Annotated in this window: 21 protein-coding genes; 11 read left to right on the top strand and 10 right to left on the bottom strand. The window is 73.4% G+C overall.

What is annotated here, in order from left to right:
- Positions 1 to 20: 20 nt before the first annotated feature.
- Positions 21 to 2,222 (bottom strand): RICIN domain-containing protein, encoded by a 2,202-nt coding sequence (locus ABZ444_RS16990; protein ID WP_357997045.1) that lies wholly within the window; start codon positions 2,220 to 2,222, stop codon positions 21 to 23.
- A 246-nt stretch (positions 2,223 to 2,468) separates the two neighbouring features.
- On the opposite strand from ABZ444_RS16990, the gene ABZ444_RS16985 reads away from it, so the two are divergent.
- Positions 2,469 to 3,455, top strand: a complete 987-nt coding sequence (locus ABZ444_RS16985; RefSeq protein WP_357997148.1) for a LacI family DNA-binding transcriptional regulator — start codon at positions 2,469 to 2,471, stop codon at positions 3,453 to 3,455.
- Here the strand turns inward: ABZ444_RS16985 and ABZ444_RS16980 are convergent.
- Together ABZ444_RS16980 and ABZ444_RS16975 are read right to left on the bottom strand one after the other, a co-directional pair.
- A complete protein-coding gene (locus ABZ444_RS16980; RefSeq protein WP_357997042.1) occupies positions 3,394 to 4,038 on the bottom strand; it encodes a phosphatase PAP2 family protein in 645 nt (214 codons plus the stop codon). The two genes, ABZ444_RS16985 and ABZ444_RS16980, sit on opposite strands and share 62 nt — an antisense overlap.
- 39 nt (positions 4,039 to 4,077) lie before the next feature.
- A complete protein-coding gene (locus tag ABZ444_RS16975) occupies positions 4,078 to 5,064 on the bottom strand; it encodes a LacI family DNA-binding transcriptional regulator (protein WP_357965838.1) in 987 nt (328 codons plus the stop codon).
- A gap of 192 nt (positions 5,065 to 5,256) precedes the next feature.
- Between ABZ444_RS16975 and ABZ444_RS16970 the strand changes: the two genes are divergently transcribed.
- The 4 genes from ABZ444_RS16970 to ABZ444_RS16955 all read left to right on the top strand — a co-directional run bounded on the left by ABZ444_RS16970 (position 5,257) and on the right by ABZ444_RS16955 (position 9,494).
- The gene (locus ABZ444_RS16970) at positions 5,257 to 6,102 is read left to right on the top strand and encodes a sulfotransferase (protein ID WP_357997039.1); all 846 of its coding nucleotides are present in this window, start codon (positions 5,257 to 5,259) and stop codon (positions 6,100 to 6,102) included.
- Positions 6,099 to 7,277: a glycosyltransferase family 4 protein gene (locus ABZ444_RS16965; RefSeq protein WP_357997036.1), complete on the top strand. Its 1,179-nt coding sequence runs from the start codon at positions 6,099 to 6,101 to the stop codon at positions 7,275 to 7,277. The genes ABZ444_RS16970 and ABZ444_RS16965 overlap by 4 nt, the downstream gene beginning before the upstream one ends.
- A gap of 125 nt (positions 7,278 to 7,402) precedes the next feature.
- Entirely contained in the window at positions 7,403 to 8,326 is a 924-nt protein-coding gene (locus tag ABZ444_RS16960) for a serine hydrolase (protein WP_357997033.1), read from the top strand.
- 100 nt (positions 8,327 to 8,426) lie between these two features.
- On the top strand, positions 8,427 to 9,494 hold the full coding sequence (locus ABZ444_RS16955; RefSeq protein WP_357997030.1) for an oxidoreductase: 1,068 nt from the start codon (positions 8,427 to 8,429) through the stop codon (positions 9,492 to 9,494).
- Positions 9,495 to 9,511: 17 nt separating this feature from the next.
- Here the strand turns inward: ABZ444_RS16955 and ABZ444_RS16950 are convergent, their stop codons facing one another.
- Positions 9,512 to 10,141: an alpha-ketoglutarate-dependent dioxygenase AlkB gene (locus ABZ444_RS16950; RefSeq protein ID WP_357997027.1), complete on the bottom strand. Its 630-nt coding sequence runs from the start codon at positions 10,139 to 10,141 to the stop codon at positions 9,512 to 9,514.
- Between the two features lie 193 nt (positions 10,142 to 10,334).
- Between ABZ444_RS16950 and ABZ444_RS16945 the strand changes: the two genes are divergently transcribed.
- A complete protein-coding gene (locus tag ABZ444_RS16945) occupies positions 10,335 to 11,678 on the top strand; it encodes an MFS transporter (protein WP_357997025.1) in 1,344 nt (447 codons plus the stop codon).
- 256 nt (positions 11,679 to 11,934) lie between these two features.
- Here the strand turns inward: ABZ444_RS16945 and ABZ444_RS16940 are convergent, their stop codons facing one another.
- From ABZ444_RS16940 to ABZ444_RS16920, 5 genes are all read right to left on the bottom strand, one after another.
- Complete coding sequence (locus ABZ444_RS16940) at positions 11,935 to 12,474, bottom strand: CGNR zinc finger domain-containing protein (RefSeq protein WP_357997022.1); 540 nt, start codon at positions 12,472 to 12,474, stop codon at positions 11,935 to 11,937.
- A 92-nt stretch (positions 12,475 to 12,566) separates the two neighbouring features.
- Positions 12,567 to 13,523, bottom strand: coding sequence for a hypothetical protein (locus ABZ444_RS16935; RefSeq protein WP_357997019.1), 957 nt, complete (start codon positions 13,521 to 13,523; stop codon positions 12,567 to 12,569).
- Positions 13,524 to 13,528: 5 nt separating this feature from the next.
- Positions 13,529 to 14,479 carry a hypothetical protein gene (locus ABZ444_RS16930; RefSeq protein ID WP_357997016.1) on the bottom strand — a complete coding sequence of 317 codons (951 nt, stop codon included), beginning with the start codon at positions 14,477 to 14,479 and terminating at the stop codon, positions 13,529 to 13,531.
- A gap of 73 nt (positions 14,480 to 14,552) precedes the next feature.
- Entirely contained in the window at positions 14,553 to 14,915 is a 363-nt protein-coding gene (locus ABZ444_RS16925) for a DUF2203 domain-containing protein (RefSeq protein ID WP_357997013.1), read from the bottom strand.
- 9 nt (positions 14,916 to 14,924) lie between these two features.
- On the bottom strand, positions 14,925 to 15,605 hold the full coding sequence (locus tag ABZ444_RS16920) for a GntR family transcriptional regulator (protein WP_357997010.1): 681 nt from the start codon (positions 15,603 to 15,605) through the stop codon (positions 14,925 to 14,927).
- Between the two features lie 91 nt (positions 15,606 to 15,696).
- Here ABZ444_RS16920 and ABZ444_RS16915 point away from each other — a divergent pair, with 91 nt between their 5' ends.
- On the top strand, positions 15,697 to 17,028 hold the full coding sequence (locus ABZ444_RS16915) for an MFS transporter (RefSeq protein ID WP_357997007.1): 1,332 nt from the start codon (positions 15,697 to 15,699) through the stop codon (positions 17,026 to 17,028).
- An 81-nt stretch (positions 17,029 to 17,109) separates the two neighbouring features.
- Here the strand turns inward: ABZ444_RS16915 and ABZ444_RS16910 are convergent, their stop codons facing one another.
- Positions 17,110 to 18,408: an MFS transporter gene (locus ABZ444_RS16910; RefSeq protein WP_357997004.1), complete on the bottom strand. Its 1,299-nt coding sequence runs from the start codon at positions 18,406 to 18,408 to the stop codon at positions 17,110 to 17,112.
- A 195-nt stretch (positions 18,409 to 18,603) separates the two neighbouring features.
- Between ABZ444_RS16910 and ABZ444_RS16905 the strand changes: the two genes are divergently transcribed.
- The 4 genes from ABZ444_RS16905 (at position 18,604) to ABZ444_RS16890 (ending at position 20,913) form a co-directional block, all read left to right on the top strand.
- Positions 18,604 to 19,371, top strand: coding sequence for a hypothetical protein (locus ABZ444_RS16905; RefSeq protein ID WP_357997001.1), 768 nt, complete (start codon positions 18,604 to 18,606; stop codon positions 19,369 to 19,371).
- Positions 19,372 to 19,412: 41 nt separating this feature from the next.
- Complete coding sequence (locus ABZ444_RS16900; protein ID WP_357964371.1) at positions 19,413 to 19,961, top strand: GNAT family protein; 549 nt, start codon at positions 19,413 to 19,415, stop codon at positions 19,959 to 19,961.
- Between the two features lie 85 nt (positions 19,962 to 20,046).
- Positions 20,047 to 20,478 (top strand): hypothetical protein, encoded by a 432-nt coding sequence (locus tag ABZ444_RS16895; RefSeq protein ID WP_357996998.1) that lies wholly within the window; start codon positions 20,047 to 20,049, stop codon positions 20,476 to 20,478.
- A 30-nt stretch (positions 20,479 to 20,508) separates the two neighbouring features.
- Positions 20,509 to 20,913 (top strand): nitroreductase family deazaflavin-dependent oxidoreductase, encoded by a 405-nt coding sequence (locus tag ABZ444_RS16890; RefSeq protein WP_357996995.1) that lies wholly within the window; start codon positions 20,509 to 20,511, stop codon positions 20,911 to 20,913.
- Positions 20,914 to 20,915: the final 2 nt, after the last annotated feature.

Raw genomic sequence — 20,915 nt, 5'->3', positions numbered from 1 at the left:
GGGGCCCCGCCGGAGGAGGGTCAGCCGACGGCCCAGCGCTGCAGCGCCGAGCCGGTGTCGTCCTGCTGGGTGACGAGGGCGCCGTCGGCGGTGGAGGCCGTGGTGAGCAGCAGCCCGCTCTTCTGCGAGGCGATCCGGTAGCCGCCCGCGGGGGCGGGGGTGACCTGCCAGCGCTGGTTCGCGGCGCCGGTGCACGTCCACTGGATGACCTTGGCGCCGGCGGCGGCCGAGCCGCCGCTGACGTCCGCGCAGAGCTTGGACAGGCCGTTGGCGATCTGGTAGGAGCCGTCGGACTGGCGGGTGAAGACCCAGCGCTGGTTGGCGCCGGAGTTGGGGGTCCAGGTGATGAGCTGGGTGCCCGGGGTGGTGGAGTGGTCGGGGTCGTCCAGGGCCTTGCCGGCGGCGGTGAGAGTGTGGGGGCCGCTCAGGTCGCCGCCCGAGGCGCCGGTGTCGGTCAGCGTCAGGGTCTGCTCGGCCGCCGTGCGGTGGCCGCCTACCGTCCCGCCGGAGGTGTCGCTCCAGTGGCGTACGGGGGTGGTCTCGGCCGGTCGGGCCGCGTCCGCCGTCAGGGCGAGCGCGAGGCCGCTGTAGCGGTTGACCAGCCGGTGGCCGCTGCCGCCCGGCACCACGAACCACTGCTGACCCGCGGTGGGCCCGCCGGCGCCGGGGGCGGTGACGGCCGGCTTAGCCCCCCAGGCGCGGCCGGCCGTCGTGGCCGCGTCCACGCCGAGCAGCCCGCCGGTCGAGGCGTTGGCGACGCGGTAGGAGCCGTCGCCGTTGGAGGTGAACGTCCAGTTCTCCAGGGCCGAGCCGGTCGGGGCGGCGGTGGAGGTGGTCGCCGGGCCGCCGGAGACCTGGGCCAGGACGCGGCCCGCCCCGGTGCCGATCCGGTAGGTCCTGGCCGGGTCCGCCGGGGCGGGGGCGGGCGCGGAGGAGGTGACGGTGAGGTTCGCGTACTCGCCGCTGGAGGTCGCGCACTCGATCGAGCAGTACGAGCGGAACGTCCTGCCGACGATGGCCGAGCCGGTCCTGCTCACGTCGTCGAGGAACCAGCGGTACCAGGAGCCGGAGACGTAGCTGCCGGTGTCGCCGATCAGGCGCCATCGCTGGGTCGACAGGTCGTCGGTGACGTAGAGGCGCTGCGGCTGACGGCCGGAGACGACCTCGGGCTCGCCGAGGTACAGGCCGAGGTGGGCGTCGTAGGCGATGTTCATGATGAACAGGTCGGACTTCGGCGGCAGCTTCCCGGCGGCGATCTGCTGGTCGACCGTGCCGGTGCCGGCCGGGTCGTAGTCGCCGCTCACGGGCGTGTAGCCCCGGGGGTTGGCGGCGGTGACCGGGACCATGTTGCTCTCCTTGCCGCCCACGCCGGGCTGCGACCAGGAGCCGTCGTACCACTTGGTCCACGAGCCGGTCGCCATCCTGGCCGACATCGGCGCCCGCGCCACGTGGGCCAGGCCGCCGTTGCCGCCGCCCACGCCGCCCTTCGGGATGATCCGCGAGCCGTAGTAGACGTAGAAGTAGCCCGAGACCGGGTCGGCGAACAGGCGCGGGTCGCCGTCGCCGTAGTCGTAGGTCTGGTTGGGGAAGGCCGCGCCGTCGTCGCGCTTCGTGCTGTACGGCGAGGTGATCGCGTGGCCGAGGATGGTCCACACCCGGCCCTGGTCGCGGGAGACGGCGTAGTCGAGCGAGTCGTAGTGCAGGCCGTCGCCGAAGGGCCGGGGGGTGAACTCGTTGTGGACCAGGCCGTACCAGTCGCCGGTGTCGGGGTCCACCCAGACGCCGACCAGGTCGCAGTAGTTCTTGTGGGCGTACCCCGAGCCCGCGCCGGCGGGGGTCGCCTCGACGCCGGTCGGGCTGTTGTTGCAGCGCCAGGTCGTGTCGTTGTTGCGGTCGGCGGAGTTGGCCGGGTTGACCGCGTCGCTGATCGCGGCCGAGCGGGTGGCGGTCTCGAAGGTGGTGCCGGTGAAGAAGTCCCAGTAGCGGGGGTCGGAGGCGCCGTAGAGGGCGGCCGACTGCTGGAAGTAGAAGGTGCCGTCCTTGTCGATGTAGGTGGCCGCCGGGGTGTCGGTGGGATGGGCGTAGCGGCCGGTGGAGCCGACGGTGATCGTGTAGGTGGCGTCGGGCGGTGCGGCCGACGCGGGCGGGACGGCCAGGGAGCCGCCCAGGACCAGCGTCAGGGCCGCGGCGGTGGCGGTGAGCACGTTGCGATGGGGGGACACGGGTGCTCCTTTCTGTCGGGCACGCCACATCTGGCGGCCCTTGGGGAACCACGAGCCGGAACCGCGTGGCCGGACCATACGCCAGATTTGACCGCTCAAACAAGGCCCGAATTTGCGTTCTTGCTCTCTTGTCCGGTCAAACGGCACGTAATGCGCACAATGGTTGACGAGATCAGAGCCGGGCGGTTACGTTTCGGGGCGACGTCATTGGACCGGTCAAACCCCCTTGGAGGCCGCGTGGTCACGATGCAGGACGTGGCCGAGCGGGCCGGGGTCACCAAGCAGACCGTCTCCAACGTGGTCACCGGCCGCGTCCGCGTGCGCCCCGAGACCGAGGCCAGGGTGCGCGCGGCCATCGCCGAGCTCGGCTACACCCCCAACCTGGTCGCCCGCTCGCTGGCCACCGGCACCACCATGACCGTCGGCCTGTTCGTGCCGACGGTGGCCAGCTCGTTCTACTCGGCCGTGGTCGAGGAGGCCGAGAACGTCCTGGAGGAGCACGGCTACCACCTGCTGCTGTGCACCACCCGCCTCGACGGCGACCGGGCCCGCCGGCACATCACCGGCCTGACCAGCCGCTCGGTCGACGCCCTGCTGATCGCCGGCGACAACGGCCTCACCGAGCACCTGCCGCTACTGGCCGACGCGCGTTTCCCCGTGGCGCTGTGCGCGTGGGAGAGCGAGGTGCCCGACACCCTGCCCGTCGTCACGATCGACTACGAGCAGGCCGGCTACCTGGCCGGGCGGCATCTGCGCGAGCTGGGCCACGAGCGGGTCGCGGTGCTGAGCAGCGCGCCGCACGCGCTGCGCGTGCAGGGGTTCCGGCGCGCGTTCGCCCGCGACGGCCTCGACGTCCCGGCCGCGGCCGTCTTCACCGCGCCGGAGCCGACGGCGATGGGCGGCTTCACCGCCGCCACCGCGGCCCTGACCGCCGACCCCGGCGTGACCGCGGTGTTCTGCACCCACGACATCCTCGCGCTGGGCGCGCTGGAGGCGGCCCGGCTCGGCGGCCGCTCGGTCCCCGGCGACCTGTCGGTGGTCGGCCACGACGACATCGACGAGGTACGGGTGACGCACCCCGCCCTCACCACGGTCGCCGTCCCGAGCAGGGAGATGACCAGGCAGGCCATCGAGCTCCTGCTGCGCGCCCTGGACGAGGGCCGCCCGCCGGTCAACTCCCTGCAGCTGCTGCGCTCGACCCTGATCGTCCGCGCCAGCAGCGGCCCCGCCTGACCTCCTGCGGCGCGGCGTACCCGGCCAGCGTGCGGTACAGCCGACGTCCGCAGCTCCGGGCGCTCCAGCCCGCCGCCGCCCCGACGGCGACCCCGGCCAGCACGTCGCCCGGGTAGTGGGCGCCCACGTACACACGGGAGGCGGCCACCGCGGCGGCGAGCAGCGTGACCGAGGTGGCGACCGGCAGCGGCGCGTCCCTGGCGACCGCCACCGCGAAGGCGACCGCGGACGCGCTGTGCCCCGACGGCAGCGACGAGGACGCCGGCACCCGGCGGCGCCGGATCACCGGGATGAGGTCCGTGAGCGGCCGCGGCCTGCGGATCGCCTGCTTGACGACCATGCTGGTCAGCGGGCTGGCCAGCGAGATCGCCAGCAGCCCGCGGACACCCGCCCGCTGCAGCCGCGGCCGGCCCGTCATCATCAGCAGGCCCGCGACCAGCCCCCACAGGACCGAGTTGTCGGCCGCCGACGACAGATGCGGCAGCAGGGCGTCGAGCACGGGCAGGTCGGAGCGCGCGACCCGGTCGAAGGCCCGTTTGTCCCAGGCGTCGAAACGTTCGAGCAGCATCATCCAGCCGATCACCTCCGCGACGGCCCTACACCTGCCCGCCGATCATGCCGATCATGCCCGGGACGGCCTGGCTCCCGTGCTCTCCCTCACCACGAGCTCGGGCTCGACCAGCCGCCGCGCCTCGGGCTCGTGCCCGGCCATGAAGTCGAGCAGCAGGTGGAAGGCGTGCCTGCCGACCTCGCCGAAGTCCTGGCGCACGGTGGTCAGCGGGGGCCAGAAGTAGGCCGACTCGGGGATGTCGTCGAACCCGGCCACGCTCACGTCTTCAGGCACCCGGCGGCCGGCCTCGCGCAGCGCGCGCAGCACGCCGAGCGCCATCTGGTCGTTGGCCACGAACACGGCGGTGACGTCGGGGTTCTCGCAGAGGCGGCGGCCGAGCTGGTAGCCCGAGCGGGCGCTCCAGTCGCCGCGCAGCACCTCGGGCACCTCCCGGCCGGCGGCCTCCAGCACGCCGCGCCAGCCCTCGATGCGGCCGTTGGCGTCGAGCCAGTCGGCCGGGCCGGCGACGTGCCAGACCGTCTCGTGGCCGAGGCTGAGCAGGTGGCGGGTGACCCGCCTGGCGCCCGCCTGCTGGTCGACCTTGGCCACCGGCACGGGGATGTCGTCGCCGGCGTCGACGGCCACCACCGGCATCTCGGGCGGCAGGTGGCGCAGGCCGTCGGCGGCCGACTCGTGCGGCGCCACGATGATCACACCGTCGACCGCCTGGGCGCGCAGCCGCTGCACGCCCTCCTCCATCGACCTGCGGCTGAGCGAGGGCAGGCTGGCGATGCTGACGTTGTAGCCGGCCCGCCTGGCGGCCTGCTCGATGCAGTAGAGCGTGGAGGCCGGGCCGTAGAGGGTGGTGTCGATGCTGACCACGCCGAGCACCCCGGACCTGCCGGTGACGAGCTGGCGGGCGGCCTGGTTGGGCCGGTAGTCGAGCTCGCGCACCGCGGCCATGACGCGGGCCCTGGTCTCCGCGCGGACCCGGTCGGGCGCGTTGAGCACGCGCGAGACCGTCATGGCCGAGACCCCGGCGAGCACGGCCACGTCCATGAGCACCGCCGGCCTGTCGCCCTTCGATTTCACCGCCGCTCACCTCCTGTCAGCGGTAACGCTAACAGGCCCGGGGCGCTCCCGCGCGACCGCGCGGGAGCCGCGAACGGCCCCCGCCGACCCGCGGCACGCCTGGTCGGCGGCCTGACTCTGCCAGGCAACTGCCAGGAACGGTAGGTAGTCTGCCTCGCCATGAACTGGCAGCGGCACGTCAACAAAGCGCTGGTCAGGTTCACCGGATTCCAGATCGAGCGAGTCGGGAACACGCCCCCTCCCCCGCCCGCTCCCGAGATCAGACCGCCCGCGGATCCGCTAACCGACCGGCTGCTCGAATCCCCCGTCTTCCTCCTGTCCCCCGTGCGGTCCGGCTCCACGCTCCTGCGCGCGATCCTCAACGCCCACCCGGACCTGCACGCCCCGCACGAACTGCACGTACGCCGGTTGCGGGTGCAGTTCGGCACCCCGCTGGCGGCCAGGGCGATGGCCGCGCTCGGGCACAACCAGGCCGATCTGGAACACCTGCTCTGGGACCGGGTGCTGCACCGCGAGCTGGTCCGCAGCGGCAAGCGGTACGTCGTGGACAAGACCCCCGCCAACGCCTTCGCCCACCAGCGCATCGCCGCCTGCTGGCCGGACGCCCGCTTCGTCTTCCTGCTGCGCCACCCCGCCTCCATCGCCACGTCCTGGCACGAGGCCGGCCCCGACCGGCGCACCCCCGAGGAGGCCGCCCTCGACGCCCTGCGGTACATGAAGGCCGTGCAGAAGGCCAGGGCCGCGCTGCCGGGGCTGACCGTCAGGTACGAGGAGCTGAGCGCCGAGCCCGAGCGCGTCACCCGCGAGATCTGCGCGTTCCTCGGCCTGGAGTGGGAGCCGCGGATGCTCTCCTACGGCGAGCAGCAGGTGCTGGAGAAGGGGCTCGGCGACTGGCGGGACAAGATCAGGACCGGAAGCGTCCAGCCCGCCCGCGAGCTGCCCTCCCCCGACCGGATCCCCGACCCCCTCAAGCCCATCGCCCGGACCTGGGGGTACCTCGCGTGAAGATCCGCTACCTGATGCTGCACGCCTACGGCATGGGCGGCACGATCCGCACGGTGGTCAACCAGGCGAACGCGATGACCGCGGCCGGGCACGACGTCGAGCTGGTCAGCCTGGTACGGCGGCGCGCGACCCCGCAGTTCGCGATCGACCCCCGCATCACCGTCACCACGCTGGTGGACCAGCGCGAGGGCAGGCAGCCCGACTCCGTCGGCCGCAGGGCGTGGCGGCGGATCCGCGGCAAGATCGTGCCGCGCGGCGAGTTCGCCGCCGACTACTTCACCGAGCGGGTGGAACGCGCCGCGATGGACTACGTCTCCGGCCTGAGCGGCGGCGTCCTGGTGACGACCAGGCCCGCGCTGAACCTGATCTCCGCCCGGCGCACCCCCGCCGACGTCGTCAGGATCGCGCAGGAGCACATGAACCTGTCCGCCTACCCCGACACTATCCGCGGGGAGATCGCCCGCCACTACGGCAAGTTCGCCGCGATCACCGTGCTGACCAGGACCAACAAGCACGAATACCAGCGCCTGCTGCCGGACACGCCGGTGGTGGTGATCCCGAACGCCGTCCAGCGCGTGCAGCAGGAACGTTCCCGGCAGGTCGAGCCGGTCGTGGTGGCGGCCGGGCGGCTGGTGCCACAGAAGGGGTTCGACCTGCTCATCGAGGCGTTCGCGCAGGTCGTACGGGTGCATCCGGAGTGGCGGCTGCGCGTCTTCGGCACCGGGCCGCGCCGCAGCCAGCTCAGCGGGCTCGTCGCCCAGCACGGGGTGGGCGACCACGTGACGCTGCCCGGCCGTACCGAGCGGCTGGAGAAGGAGCTGGCCGAGGCGTCGGTCTACGCGCTCAGCTCCCGCTTCGAGGGTCTGCCCATGGTGATGATCGAGGCCATGACGCACGCGCTGCCCGTGGTCGCCTTCGACTGCCCGACCGGGCCACGGGACGTGCTGACCGACGGCGTGGACGGCGTCCTGGTGCCGCCCAGGGACGTGGACGCGCTGGCCGCGGCGCTGATCCGGGTGATCGGCGACCGGGAGCTGCGGGTGCGGATGGGCGAGGCGGCGGCGGCGACGTCGCGGGCGTACGGGCCGGAGGTGGTGATGCCGATGTGGGAGGAGCTGTTCTCCGGGCTGACGCGGGGGCAACAGGTGGCGGACAACCTCTGGACGGGCCGCTGACGGTCCCGGCACGGAAAGATCTACCTGGTGGATCCGCCGGTGGCGGCGAGGTTTCTAACGATTTGGTCACATATTTTGCCTCAAATCGTTAAAAGCATGCCAAACCGGGCGGCAGCCTGGGGTGCATGCGTAACCGGAAAGCTCGACTCACCGCGTTCGCAGGCGCCTTCGCCCTGGTCACGGGGCTGGGCGTGCCCGCGTACGCGCAGACCGCCGCCCCCTCCGTCGCCGTCCCCGCCCTCGCCACCCCCGCCACCCCCGCCCTCGCCGCCTCCGCCGCCGACGCCGGGGCGCCGGCCGTTCACGGCCGGGCCGCCTACCTGATGGACGCCCGGTCCGGCGCCGCCCTGTTCGGCAAGGCCGCCGACACCCGCATGCCGATCGCCAGCCTCACCAAGACGATGACGGCGTACGTCGTCCTGCAGTCGGCCAAGCCCACGGACATGGTGGAGATCGCCGCCCAGGACGCGCGGTACGCCGAGGACGGCGGCGGCACCACCGCCGACCTGCGGCCCGGCGACCGGCTGCCGGTCGGCGAGCTGCTCTACGCGCTCATGCTGCCCTCGGGTGCCGACGCCGCCCACGCGCTGGCCCGTACGTACGGGCCCGGCGTGCCGGGGTTCGTCGCCAAGATGAACGCCACCGCCCGCTCGCTCGGCATGAACGACACCCGTTACGTCAACGCCGACGGGCTGCCGACGCCGGCGGGCGACGGCTGGTCCACCGCCCGCGACCAGGCCGTACTGGCCGCCAAGGCCCTCCAGGTGCCGCTGATCGAAGGCGTGGCCGGGACCCGGTACCACGAGCTGGCCGCGACCGGCGAGCACGGCGCGTACGGCTGGCGCAACACCAACCGCCTGCTCGCCGAGCCGGGGGTGATCGGGTTGAAGACGGGGTTCACCCGCGCGGCGGGGTACAGCCTGGCCTTCGCCGGCGATCGGGACGGGCACCGGCTGGTGGGCGTGATCCTGGGCGAGTCGGTCTCCAGCCGCCGCTTCGACACCGCCCAGGCCCTCCTCACCTGGGCCCCCACCCGCGCCTCCGCCTGACCCACCACCAAACCCCTCACCACCTGACAGGCGTCGCCTCCGGGGCGGCTGGTTGTCCGCATGATGGACGCTCGTGATCTCTTGGGTTAGTTTGCCCGGCATGAACGTTCGCATCGCGATGAGCGTGCTGTCCGCGGCGCTCGTGCTCGCCGCCCCGCTCCCCGCCCACGCCGCCACTCCCAGCCCCGGCCTGGGCCTCGGCTGGGAGCTGAAGGAGACCGGCGTGACCGCCCGCTTCCGCGGTCTCGCGCCCGTCAGCAGGGACGTGGTGTGGGCCGCCGGCACCGGCGGAACCGTCCTGCGCACCGTGGACGGCGGCCGCACCTGGCAGAACGTCTCCCCACCCGGCACCGAGTCCCTCCAGTTCCGCGACGTGGAGGCGTTCGACGCCCGCCACGCCCTGGTCCTGTCGATCGGCACGGGCACGGACGGCCGCGTCTACCGCACCGAGGACGGCGGCCGCACCTGGACCGAGTCCTTCAGGAACGACGAGCCGAACGCCTTCTACGACTGCATGGCCTTCTTCGATCGCCGCCACGGCCTGGCCATGAGCGACCCGGTGGACGGCAGATTCCGCCTCCTGGCCACCGAGGACGGCGGGCGGAGCTGGCGGGTTCTCCCGTCCACCGGCATGCCGGACGCGCTGCCCGGCGAGGCCGGTTTCGCGGCGAGCGGTCAGTGCCTGGTGACCGCGGGCGGGCGGGACGCCTGGATCGCCACCGGCGGCGGCGAGCGGTCGCGCGTGTTCCGTTCGGCCGACCGCGGGCGTACGTGGACCGTCTCCGACACCCCGATCCCGGCCGCCGACCCCGCGAAGGGCGTCTTCGCGCTGGCCTTCCGCGACCGGCACCGCGGGATCGCGGTCGGCGGCGACTACCAGCCCGGCCTCCCCTCCCCGAACGCCGCCGCGGTCACCAGGGACGGGGGCGCCACCTGGCGGACCGCCACGACCCCGCCGCCCGCGTACCGGTCGGGGGTGACGTGGCTGCCGCACCTGCCGTTCGCGGCCATCGCCGTCGGGCCCACGGGCAGCGACGTGACGTACTCCGGCGGGACCCGCTGGGAGACCTTCGACGGCGGCTCGTTCGACACGGTCTCGTGCACCCCGGACCTGTCCTGCTGGGCCTCCGGCGAACAGGGCCGCATAGCCCGTCTCCGCCTCCGCTAGCGCGGCGGAGGCACGGGTCAGCGGACGCCGCGGGGTCTGAACTGGATGCTGATCCGCGGCCCCGCGGGCCGGGCGGTCTTGGGGATGGCGTGCTCCCACGTCCGCTGGCAGCTGCCGCCCATGACGATCAGGTCGCCATGGCCGAGGTCGCGGCGGATCGAGGGGCCGCCGCCGCGCGGGCGCAGCAGGAGCGGACGCGGGCTGCCGACCGAGACGATCGCGACCATGGTGTCCTCGCTGCTGCCCCGGCCGACGGTGTCGCCGTGCCAGGCCACGCTGTCGCGGCCGTCGCGGTAGAAGCACAGGCCCGCGGTGCGGAAGGGCTCGCCCAGTTCCTCGCCGTAGTGGGCGTCGAGCGCCGCTCTGGCCTGGTCGAGGACGGGGTCGGGCAGCGTCTCGCCCTCGTCGTAGAACTTCAGCAGGCGCGGGACGTCGAGGACCCGGTCGTACATGCGGCGGCGCTCGGCGCGCCACGGCACCGTCTCGGCCAGCCGCGCGAACAGCGTGTCGGCCCCCGTCAGCCAGCCGGGCCGCAGGTCGATCCAGGCCCCGTGGTCGAGGTACGTCCGGCGGACCGTGGCGCCCAGCCGCCCGACGCCGAGCTCCTCGTCGAGACCCAGCAGGGATGCTTGGAACGCGGCTTTCATGAGGCCGAGTCTATGCCATTGTTCAAACACATATTCGACTCGGGGCCGGTGGAAGGCGCCCGGCCTGTGCGGTACGCAGTCCGTACAGGCCGGGCGGGTCGCCGCCGGCGGGCGCCAGGCCCGCGCAGGACGATCACCCGAGCTCTTCCCCACCGGGACCGGCCCTTAACACGGATCCTGTAACGTCTTGCCAGTGTTGACACGTTACATGGCCGGGGTGGTCGCGGCCCGGACCGGCGATGAGATGTCCGGGCCCGCCCTCCTGGTGGCCGGGCTCGCCGCCACCGGGTCGCCGCTGCTGGGGGCGTCGCTGCTGGCCGGGCTGACCGTCTCGGCGGCCGTCGGTGGGCCGCTGCTCGGCGTGCTGCTGGACCGCGCCCGCCGTCCGGGCCGCTTGCTGGCGTTCTGCCTGCTCGGGTACGCGGCCGGCCTGCTGCTGGTGGCGGGCGGCGTCGGGCGGGTGCCCGGGACGGCGCTGGTGGCGCTGGCCGTCGTGACCGGGCTGGCCGGCCCCGCGCTGACCGGCGGCTGGACGGGACAGCTCCCCCTGGTCTCCGGGCCCGACGGGGGGCGGCTGGCCCGGGCCACCACGCTCGACGCCATGACGTACAACGTGGCGGGACTGGCCGGTCCGGCGGCGGTCGGCGTGGTCGCGGCCGTGGCCGGCGGGACGGCGGCGGTGCTCGTCTCCGTGACCCTCCTCCTGACCGCCCTCCCCGCAGCCTGGACCCTGCCCACCCGCGCCCCCCGCGACCGGCCGATCGGCGGTGACCTGCCCGCAGGCGACCGGCCGGTCGGCGGGCGGCGGCGCTTCGGCCGCCTCACCTCGCCGGTACGGGCTGCGGGAGCGGTCATGCGGGAGATGGCGGCCGGGGTTCGGGCGGTGCTCGGGAACCGGGTGCTGGGGCGGGCCACCGCCGGGTCGATGGTCTCGTGCGCCGGGGCGGGCATGTTCGTGGTGTCGGCGCCTGTGCTGGGACTGGAGCTCACGGGCGACAGCAGCCGCGGCACGCTGCTGCTGGCCGTCACGGCGGCGGCCGGGCTGGCCGCGAACGGACTCCTGGCCTGGCGCGGCGGCCCCCGCAGGAGGAACCCGACACCGTCGTGGGACGCGACCCTAGCCTGGTCCACCGCGCTGATCGGCGCGGGCATGGCCTTGGCCGCCATGGCCGCAACAGCCGCAGCCGGCACGGCAGGAACGGCCGCAACGGGTACGGCCCTGGCGGGATCTGCCCCGGCGGGGACAGCCCTGGCCGGGACAGCTGGGGCGTACTGGATCGCGGTGGTCGCGGCGGGGCTGGTGGGCGCGGGCGAGGGGCCGCAGTTGACGGCGCTGTTCGCGGTGCGGCAGCGCGAGGCCCCCGCCGGGCTGCGCAGTCAGGTGTTCACGACCGGCGCCAGCCTCAAGATCACCTCCTTCGCCGTCGGATCGGCGCTGGCGGGCCCGCTGAGCGCCCACGCGGCCGGCGCCGCCCTGCTGACCGGAGCGGCCTTACAGGCCGTGGCCGCCTGCGTCCTCCTCCGCCGCCGCGGTTAGCGGCCGTCATCAGGGGGCCGCGGGCACCGGCAGGCGGCGGTCGGGCGCGTGCGTGAGCAGCCAGTCCGGGGGCGCGGTGGGCGCGGGTGTCAGGGGGTGGGCGCGGGCGCCAGGAGGGTGGGCGCGGGTGCCAGGAGGGTGGGCGCGGGTGCCAGGAGGGTGGGCGCGGGTGCCAGGAGGGTGGGCGCGGGTGCCAGGAGGGTGGGCGTGGGTGCCAGGAGGGTGGGCGCGGGTGCCAGGAGGGTGGGCGTGGGTGTCAGGGGGGTGGTTGGGGGCGGGCGCGGTGGGCGGCGACGCGGGCGCGGGTGGCGCAGCGGGTGCCGCAGTAGCGGCGGGGGCTGCCCCCGCCCAGGTCGAGGTACGGCCGTCCGCACCCCGCGGCCGCGCACAACCCGCCCGGAACGCGCTGATGGTCGGCGACCAGCACGGCCAGGGCCATCGCCGAGGAGGCCAGGAACCACTCGGCCCACGGCGCGTCGTCGCCGCTGTCGACGTGGAGGTGCCAGGACGTCGTGCCCCGGTGGCTGGTCAGCCTGGGCGGCCGGGCGGTCTCGGCGAGCAGGCGGTTGAGCAGGCCCGCCGCCTCCCCGGCGTCGCGCGCGCCCAGCACGTCGCGCAGCCGGGCCGCCGCCGCGCGCATCGCGGCCACGTCGGAGTCGTCGAGGCCCAGGTCGCCGTGCTCGCCGTGGCGGCGCAGGACGTCCGTCACCGAGGCGGGCGTCGGCTCTTCGTGCAGCAGCGCCACGCACAGCTCGACGGCTCTGACGGCCATCGCCCTGGTCGAGTGAACCTCCACGCGGCAAGCGTATCCACGGCGGGGCTCCCCCTGCCCCGCCGCGGATCCTGCCCCGCCGCGGACCGTGCCCCGCCGCGGACCGTGGTTCGGCGTCAGCCGCCGCAGGCGGCGAAGACGAAGCTGTCCTTGAGCACGGTGTACCGGTCCCTGACCCGTACGGCGCCCGTCCCGGTGTCGACCTGGACGATGGTCATCCTGGACGAGCCGGACACCAGGTGCAGCGTGACCTGCGTGTCGCCGGTCCAGTCGATCATGCTGAGCTCGCCGTCCGGCAGCTTGATCTTCCTGCGTCCGGTGACCTCGTCGGTGGCGAGGTCGTAGGTGAGCAGCTCGGTCTTCCTGCCGCGGATCACGACCGCCGCCGTGTGCCCGTCGCCGGCCAGCGCCTGCGGGCCGTTGGCGGCCACGACCTGCGGCGGCGTGACGCGTACGAGATGCTCGCCCGTCTGGTCGCGGACGACCAGGTCGGTGACGGAGTCGTCGGACTCGATCGTGGACAGCACCTCGTCGCCGTCGCCGCTGAACCCGAGGAGGGTCTCGTCGGCGGGCACGGTGCCGAGCAGGGCGCCGGTCGCGGTGTCGAAGATCTTCGTGGCGGCGGGCCTGTCGCTCTGTACCACGACGGCCAGCCGCGCGCCGTCGTCGGAGAGCTGCAGCGTCACCTCGTTCTGGGCGACCCGCGGCAGCGCGTCCTTCGGCAGCAGCGTGAGGCCGCCGCCGAGCACGCGGACGGCCGGCCGCCCGGCCTTGGTGAGGTACGCCACGCGCTGCCCGTCGCCGCTGACCGCGATCGGCGCCGGCGAGGTGACGGTGGACCTGCGCCTGGCGTCGAGCGCGACGACCTGGGCGTCGGGCAGCGTCATGCGCCTGCCGTCGTGCATGACCAGCCGCCACTGCCCGCAGGGCCTGGACGCGCCGTCCTTGTCCGGGCAGCCCTTGACGGAGGCGTACCGGATGCTGTCGTGGCCGTGCTGTGGCGCGGCCTGGGCGGCGGCCGGCACGGCGGTGAGGGTGAGCAGGGCTGCGGTCAGCAAAGGGACGATTCTCACGATGGTCACTCCCCCGGGAACACGATGGTGTGCGGGTCGGGGCCAACCTTGTACGTGTCCGTACGGCGGGCCTGGCCGGAAGCGGGGTCGACGGTGAGCACCCGTACCACCGTCGACTTCGTGGTGCTGCTGTCGTAGGAGTAGGCGACGAGCGTTCCGTCAGGGGTCCAGCGGGCGTGGTCGGGCGGGGTGTCGCTGGTGAGCGGCAGGTTCACGCCGTCGGAGAGCCGGGCGGTCTCCAGGTCGTACGTGCGCATCCGGGGCGGACCGCCACGGCTGCCGCCGGAGCTGAACGCGGCGACGGTGTGCCCGTCGGCGGACAGCGCGAGGGTGACGGCGTTGGCGACGAACTGGGGGGCCGGGCTCCGCAGCGCGCGGCCGTCGAGCCCGTAGGAGTGCAGCCATTTGGTGCCGTCGCTCAGGTCGCGGGTGGTGAGCACCTCGTCCCCGTCGCCGCTGAAGCCGGCCGGTTCGCCCTTGACGGTCAGGCCGGTGATCCTGCCGGTGGCCAGGGTGAGCACCTCGGCGTGGCCCCGGCGGCCGACGAGGACCCGGTCGCCGGCCGGTGAGAGGTAGAGGGCGTCGTCCTCGCCGGGCCGGAGGGACCTGGGCAGCTCCCTGACCGGGCCGCCGGCCGCCGCCCGTACGACCAGCCGGTGGTCGCGGGCCCGCTGGTAGACGATGGTCCGGCCGTCGCCGCTGAGGGCGAACAGGGAGGTCGCGCGGTCCTTGGCGCGGGCGGCGGAGTCGCCGACGGTGACGGTGCGGCCGTCCCGCAGGAGCAGGTGCCAGGGGCCGCACGGGGACGTGCCCTCGACGGGCAGCTCGCAGGCGGTGACCCAGGCCGCGCGGGCCTGCGGCGGCCCGGTGCGCGCAGGTGCGGCGGCGGCCGGCAGCCCCAGCCCGCCGGCGACCGCCGGCGCGAGGAGCGCGACGGCCGCTGAGGATAGCCTCATGAGTGGTGATCCTTTCGCTCACCTGGTTAGACCCATGGGCACGGTGGCGAGTTGGTCACATGTAGGCCACGCTTCAGGGCAGCGGGCGCCGCCCCGCGAAGCCCAGATCCGTACGGTGGTACCAGGCGAGCTCGGGCTCCCCCTCGATCCAGCACAGCCGCACCGAGGACCCGCCGAGCACCGAGGGGAAGTCGATCAGCAGCGGCGCGACGCCCTTGACCTCGATTCCCTGCTCGCTCCACCGGGTCAGCGTCTCTTCGATGCGCGCCTCGATCGCCTTGATCTCGGGCAGCCCGCCGAGCCGCGACCCGCCGGCGGCCTCCCGGTCGAAGGCGATCTCGGCCAGGTCGGCGCGGCCCGCGACGATCTCCCGCGCCTCGGCGATGATGCCGGGCAGCAGGGCGCGCGCCTCGTCCAGGGTGAAGATCCGGTCCATGCGGAAACGCTACCCGTTCGGCTGGTAGGCGTGGATGAGAAGCCGCTCGGCCTCGTCGAAGTAGTCGTCGAGGTAGGCCGCCGCCTCCTCGGTGCGGCCGGCCGCCAGCAGGGCGAGCAGCGCGCGGTTGCGGTCGATGAACGGCTCGTGGAAGGCGCGCGGGTTGTCCATCACGTGGAAGACCAGGCGCAGCTCGGCCAGGAGCTGCCGCATGGCCTCGTCGAGGCGGGGGCTGCCGTGCAGGCCGACCAGGGCCTGGTGGTAGCGGATGTTGGCGGTGCCGACGCCCTGCCAGTCGCCCTGGGCGGCGGCCCGCTCGGCGTCGCGCACGGCCTCCTCGATGAGCGCCAGCGCCTGCCGCGACGCCGTGCGCCGGACGGCGGCCCCTTCGAGCACCCGCCGCATCGTGTAGAGGTCGGAGACGTCCTCCACGGACGGGAGCCGGACGAAGACGCCCCGGTTGAGCCGGTGGTCGAGCAGGCGTTCGTGGCCGAGCAGGCGGAACGCCTCGCGCAGCGTGTTGCGCGAGACGCCGAGCCCTTCGGAGATGACCTCCTCCGACAGCCGCTCGCCCGGCGGGAAGGCGCCTTCGATGATGCTGTCGCGGAGGATGTCGGCCACGCGCTCGGCCGTGCTGCTGCGGCTCAGTCTCGACCGGTGCCGGGCGAGGTCCGCGACCACGTCTTCCACGTTCGCCAGGGAATCATGGAGCAAACCTCTTGTCGAATTGTTCAACAATCCTTACGTTGAAACTATCCCCTCGACCATCTGGGAGCCTTCGATGTCAAGCTCCGCGCACCAGACCCGCCGGGTGATCCTCGCCGCCCTCGTCGGCACGTCCCTGGAGTGGTACGACTTCTTCCTCTACACCACGGCCGCGACGCTGGTCTTCGGCAAGCTGTTCTTCCCGTCGCTCGACCCGCTCAACGCGACGCTGGCGGCCCTGACCACCAACGCCGTCGCGTTCGTCGCCAGGCCGCTCGGCGGCGTGGTGTTCGGGCACTTCGGCGACCGGGCCGGCCGCAAGACCGTGCTGGTCGTGACGCTGCTGCTGATGGGCCTGTCCACGTTCCTCATCGGCCTGCTTCCCGGCTACGCGAGCGTGGGGGTGGCCGCGCCCGTCCTGCTGGCCGTGCTCCGCTTCGTCCAGGGCTTCGGGCTCGGCGGCGAGTGGGGCGGCGCGGTGATCATGTCGCTGGAGCACGGCGACAGCAGGCGGCGCGGCTTCAACGCGAGCTGGCCGCAGGTGGGCGTGCCCGCCGGGTACGTGCTGGCCACCGGCCTGCTCGCGATCCTGTCCTTCGCCCTGTCGGACGCGGCCTTCCAGTCGTGGGGATGGCGGGTGCCGTTCCTGCTGTCGGGCGTGCTGGTGCTCGTCGGGCTGTGGGTGCGCACGCGGGTCACCGAGTCGCCGCTGTTCTCCCGCGTCGAGAAGCACGGCGCCACGGCCAGGATGCCGCTGGTCGAGGTGCTGCGCACGCATCCGCGGGCGCTGCTGTCGGCGTTCACCGCGCGCATCGGGGTGGACGTGGCCTTCTACACCTTCACCGCGTACATCATCGTCTACCTCACCGGGCAGCTGAAGCTGGAGCGGTCGGTGGCGCTGTACGCGGTGCTGATCGGCTCGCTGCTGCAACTCGCCCTGATCCCGCTGTTCGGCGCGCTGTCGGACCGGCTGGGCCGGCGGCCGGTCTACTTCGCGGGCGTGCTGGCGGCGGCCGTGTGGGTGTTCGCGTTCTTCCCGCTGCTGGACACGAAGTCGTTCCCGCTGATCGTGCTGGCGGCGGTGGTCGCGCTGGCCGCCCACGCCGCCATGTACGGCCCGCAGGCCGCCTTCATCGCCGAGCTGTTCAGCACCCGCCTGCGCTACAGCGGCGCGTCCATGGGCTACCAGGTGGCCGGGATCGTCGGCGGCGCGCTGGCCCCGATCATCGCGCTCAAGCTCTTCGACCTGTACGGCACCACCCTCGCCGTGTCCCTGTACGTGGTTGTCGCGCTGGCCGTCACCACCGTAGGTTCGGCCATCGCCCCGGAAACCCGCGACCTGGACATCGCCGCCGGCGAGAGCGGCACCGCCAGGAGGCTGCCCGGCCAGGTGGGTCCCTTCGCCTGAAAGCGGAGGAAGGCGGGAACGCCGCGAAGGCGTGGGCGGCGGCTGCCACCGCCGCCCACGCGAGCCGCTCAGGCGCCGCTCTCAGACGGCGGTCTCGGGCTCGGTGACCCGCGGGCGCCTGCGCCAGTCGCCCTTGAACGCCGCCATCGAGGCCAGGAACACGACCTGGCCGGCCAGCGCCACGGCGAGCCAGGTGCCCCAGCCGCCCGCGGAGACCACCATGGGCGAGACGACCAGCAGCACCACGATCATGACGCGGACGACCATGCCCCAGATGCCCAGCGCCGAGCCCTGCAGGCGCGACTCGACGTCCTCGGCGTTCTCGGAGAAGTTGGCCATCCACGGCACGTACGCGACGCCCATGAACAGGAAGAGCAGCGCGTAGACGGCGGTGACGTGCCCCGCCGGGACGCCGGGGCCGACCAGGCTGATGAAGTAGGCCAGGGTGAGGACGGTCAGCGCGGTGCCGGCGGCCGTGAACGGCTTGCGCAGCCGCAGCCGGTCGGAGACCCGGCCGACGACGACCACGGCCACCGCGTTGAGCACGATGCCGAGCGCCACCACCCGGTTGGCCCCCGCGGGCTCCAGGCCGAACGCCTCCACCAGGATCGTCTGCCCGAAGATCGCGAACGTCCAGTAGAGCACCTGCCAGCCGGTGTTGCCCAGGACGTGGGCCCACAGGTGGGGATGCCGGAACAGCTCACGCACCCGTCCGGCGTCGACCTTCTCCTCCGCCGCCACGGCCTCCTCGGCGTCGAGCACCTGGGCCCGCAGCGCGGCCGACGGCTCGGCGATCTTCCAGACGATGACCGCGCACATGGCCAGCGAGACGACGCCCATGATGATCGCCTGCGACTGCCAGGCGTTGTCGAACAGCGGCAGCGTGAACCCGGCGATGAACGAGGCCAGGAAGGACGCACCGACCGGCCCCCACGTCCAGAACGCGAACGCCTGGGCGCGGCCGAGGCGCGGGGAGAAGTCGCGGACGAGGGAGGCGGTGATGGTGATCCCGGCGCCCTCGATGAACAACATCAGGCAGCGCACCCAGAACAGGCCGGCCACGGTGTCCACGGTGGCGAGCAGGAAGTTGCAGGCCGCCGTGACGGTGAGGGTGGGCACCAGGAGCGTGACCCGTCCCCAGCGGTCGGACAGGATGCCGCCGACGCCCGCCGACAGGCCGCCGATCAGGACCGATCCCGCGGCGAGCAGGCCGTAGACCGTGAGCGACATGCCCAGGTCCTTCATCAGCAGCGGCAGGATCGTGGCGAGCGTGGTCTCGAAGTTGGCCACCAGGCTCGCCAGCACGGCTATCGCCAGCAGGAAGATCCGCCGACGACCGACCGGGTACACGCTCAGCTCGCGGACATAGAACGGCTTCATTCCCATCCTCCGGGGACGGTGTGTGACGGTCGCTCTAGAACGCGTTTCTAGTTGCCTCAGAGTTGCCCTTCTCAGGGGTGTTCGTCAACGGCGGCGGCGGTCACGATGTGATCTCGATCACAGCATTCCCGTTGTGACGGAATCGCTCCCGATTCACAGAACAACCACCCGCGAATAGGCATAAACTGCGCGCCTGTGAGCCTGCCTGTACGTGAACGTTCCCCCCGGCCCGGCGGCGGCCGGCACCGCCGCCCCGTGCCCACGTCCCTGCCGCCGGACGCGCCCATGCTCGTGCTGGCCACCCCCGGCGGCACCGGCGGCGTGGCCGAAGAGATCGCGGCCGTGGTGCGGGTCGACAACCCGCAGATCGAGGTACGGCTCACCGCCGTCGCCGACCTGGCAGACTCGCTGCCCGCGGGCCGCGACGCCGTCGTGGTGCCCCTGCTCACCTGGGACGACCCGGTCGTCATGGCCGAGATCGGCAAGGCCATCGCGGCCGCCGGCTCCGGCGCGGTCGCCACCGAGGCGCTCGGCCCCCACCCGCTGCTCGCCGAGGCCCTGCACATCAGGCTGGCCGAGCGCGGCCTGGCCAGGGCCGACCGCGTCCGCCTGCTCAACGTCTCCAGCCCCGTCGACGCCGTCATCCTCGGCACGGTGGGCGGCGAGCGCGCGGTGCACGCCGTCCAGGCCACGGCCGTGCTGCTGGCCTCCAGGCTCACGCTGCCGGTGGTCGCCGCCTCGCTGGACAGCGAGCCCGGCGTGGACGTCGCCGCCCGGCGCCTGCGCGCCGCCGGGGCCGAGCGGCTGGCCATCGCGCCCTGCCTGATCGGTCACGAGGCCCCGGCGGAGATCGTCGAGCGCGCCGCCGCCGCCGTCGAGGCCGGTCACGCCGAGCCGCTCGGCGCGCACAGCGCCGTCGCCGAACTTGTCGCGCGGGCTTACGGCAGTCAGCTGGCGACTTGACACCCTTGTAAAGATCGCTACAGTCGCGTTACCTTCTGCGCATGCGGCGCGTGACGGTCATCGGCGAGCGAATCGGACTTCGTGACCTCACCGACGCCGACGTCGTCCCGCTGCACTCCGTCTACGGCGATCCGGCGGCCACGCAGCACATGCCGTTCGCGCCGCGCAGCGTGCAGGAGGTCGCCGCCCTGGTCGGCCAGGCCATGGAGGCGGCCGCCGCCGAGCCGCGCCGCCTCTACGTGCTGGCCGTCGTGGACGCCGACCGGCGGCACGTGATCGGCGTGGCCCGCCTGAAGATCGACCCCGACCTGCCCCACAGCGGCGAGATCGGCTTCGGCCTCCATCCCGACCAGTGGGGCCGCGGCATCGGCACCGACCTGGTCCGGCTGCTGCTGTCGTTCGGCTTCAAGCAGCTCGGGCTGCACCGCGTCTGGGGCGCGCGGTCGCCGGCCAACCTGCCCGCCCAGCTCGCCATGCTGACGGCCGGCATGGTCGAGGAGGGACGGATCCGGCACCACGTGCACACCCCGCACGGCTGGCGCGACTCCATCGTGCACGCGGCGATCCAGGACGAATGGACCGAACGCTAGCGGCGACGAGTGGACGGCGAGTGGCGCGCGGCGGAATTGTCGGTGGCACGTCCTACGATGAGCCTCCTCACGGAGGGATAGCCGCATGCCTGACTCGCTGATCGTGCCCCTGTTCGTCACCACCGACCTCCCGCCGCCCGCGGACCTGGCCGAGTTCGGTGAGCTGCTGGCCCGCACGGCGCGGGTGCTCGGCCCCGGCGGCTCCGAGGCGGTCCTGTCCGGCAAGGTGTTCTGGCTCGACCGGCCGGTGCTGCCGGCGCAGCGGCCCGCCGCCGACGACGAGCTGCGCTTCGCCGGGATGCTCGGCCACCTCCTCACGTCCGGGCCCGGCGTCCGCGAGGTGGTGGCCGGCCTGCGGCGGGCGATCGGCGCGGCGGTGACCGAGCGCTACGGCGACGTGGGCGCGGCGCCCGCCGTGTTCGCGATCCGCGACCGCGACGTGCGCGAGCGCACCCCCGACTCGGCCCTGCCCGTCGACAGCCGGCGGGCCGCCGAGCTGGTCGGCGCGGCCCGGTGAGGACACTCCCGGGCGGGGTAGTCCAGAGGCATGCTCTATGGCAAGGAACACGTGCAGCGCTATCAGGCCACCGACGGCGCGGAGGGGCACGACTGGAACAACACCACCGTCCTGCTCCTGACCACCAAGGGGCGTAACTCCGGCAAGCCGTACACCACGCCGCTGATCTACCAGCGGTTCGGTGACGACTTCCTCGTGGTCGCCTCCAAGGGCGGCGACCCCGAAGATCCCCAGTGGTACAAGAACCTGCTGGCCCATCCCGACGTCGAGGTGCAGGTCAAGGGCGACAGGTTCAAGGCCCGCGCCCGCACCGCCGCGGAGGAGGAGAAGCCCGCGATGTGGCGGACGATGACCAGCACCTGGCCCCAGTACGACGAATACCAGGAGAAGACCGACCGCCGGATCCCGGTGGTCGTGCTCGAACGCGCCACCTAGGC

Source organism: Nonomuraea sp. NPDC005730 (assembly GCF_040630865.1).
GTDB lineage: Bacteria > Actinomycetota > Actinomycetes > Streptosporangiales > Streptosporangiaceae > Nonomuraea.
Note: the sequence above shows the minus strand (reverse complement) of the source record. Positions and strands in the feature narration are given on the sequence as shown.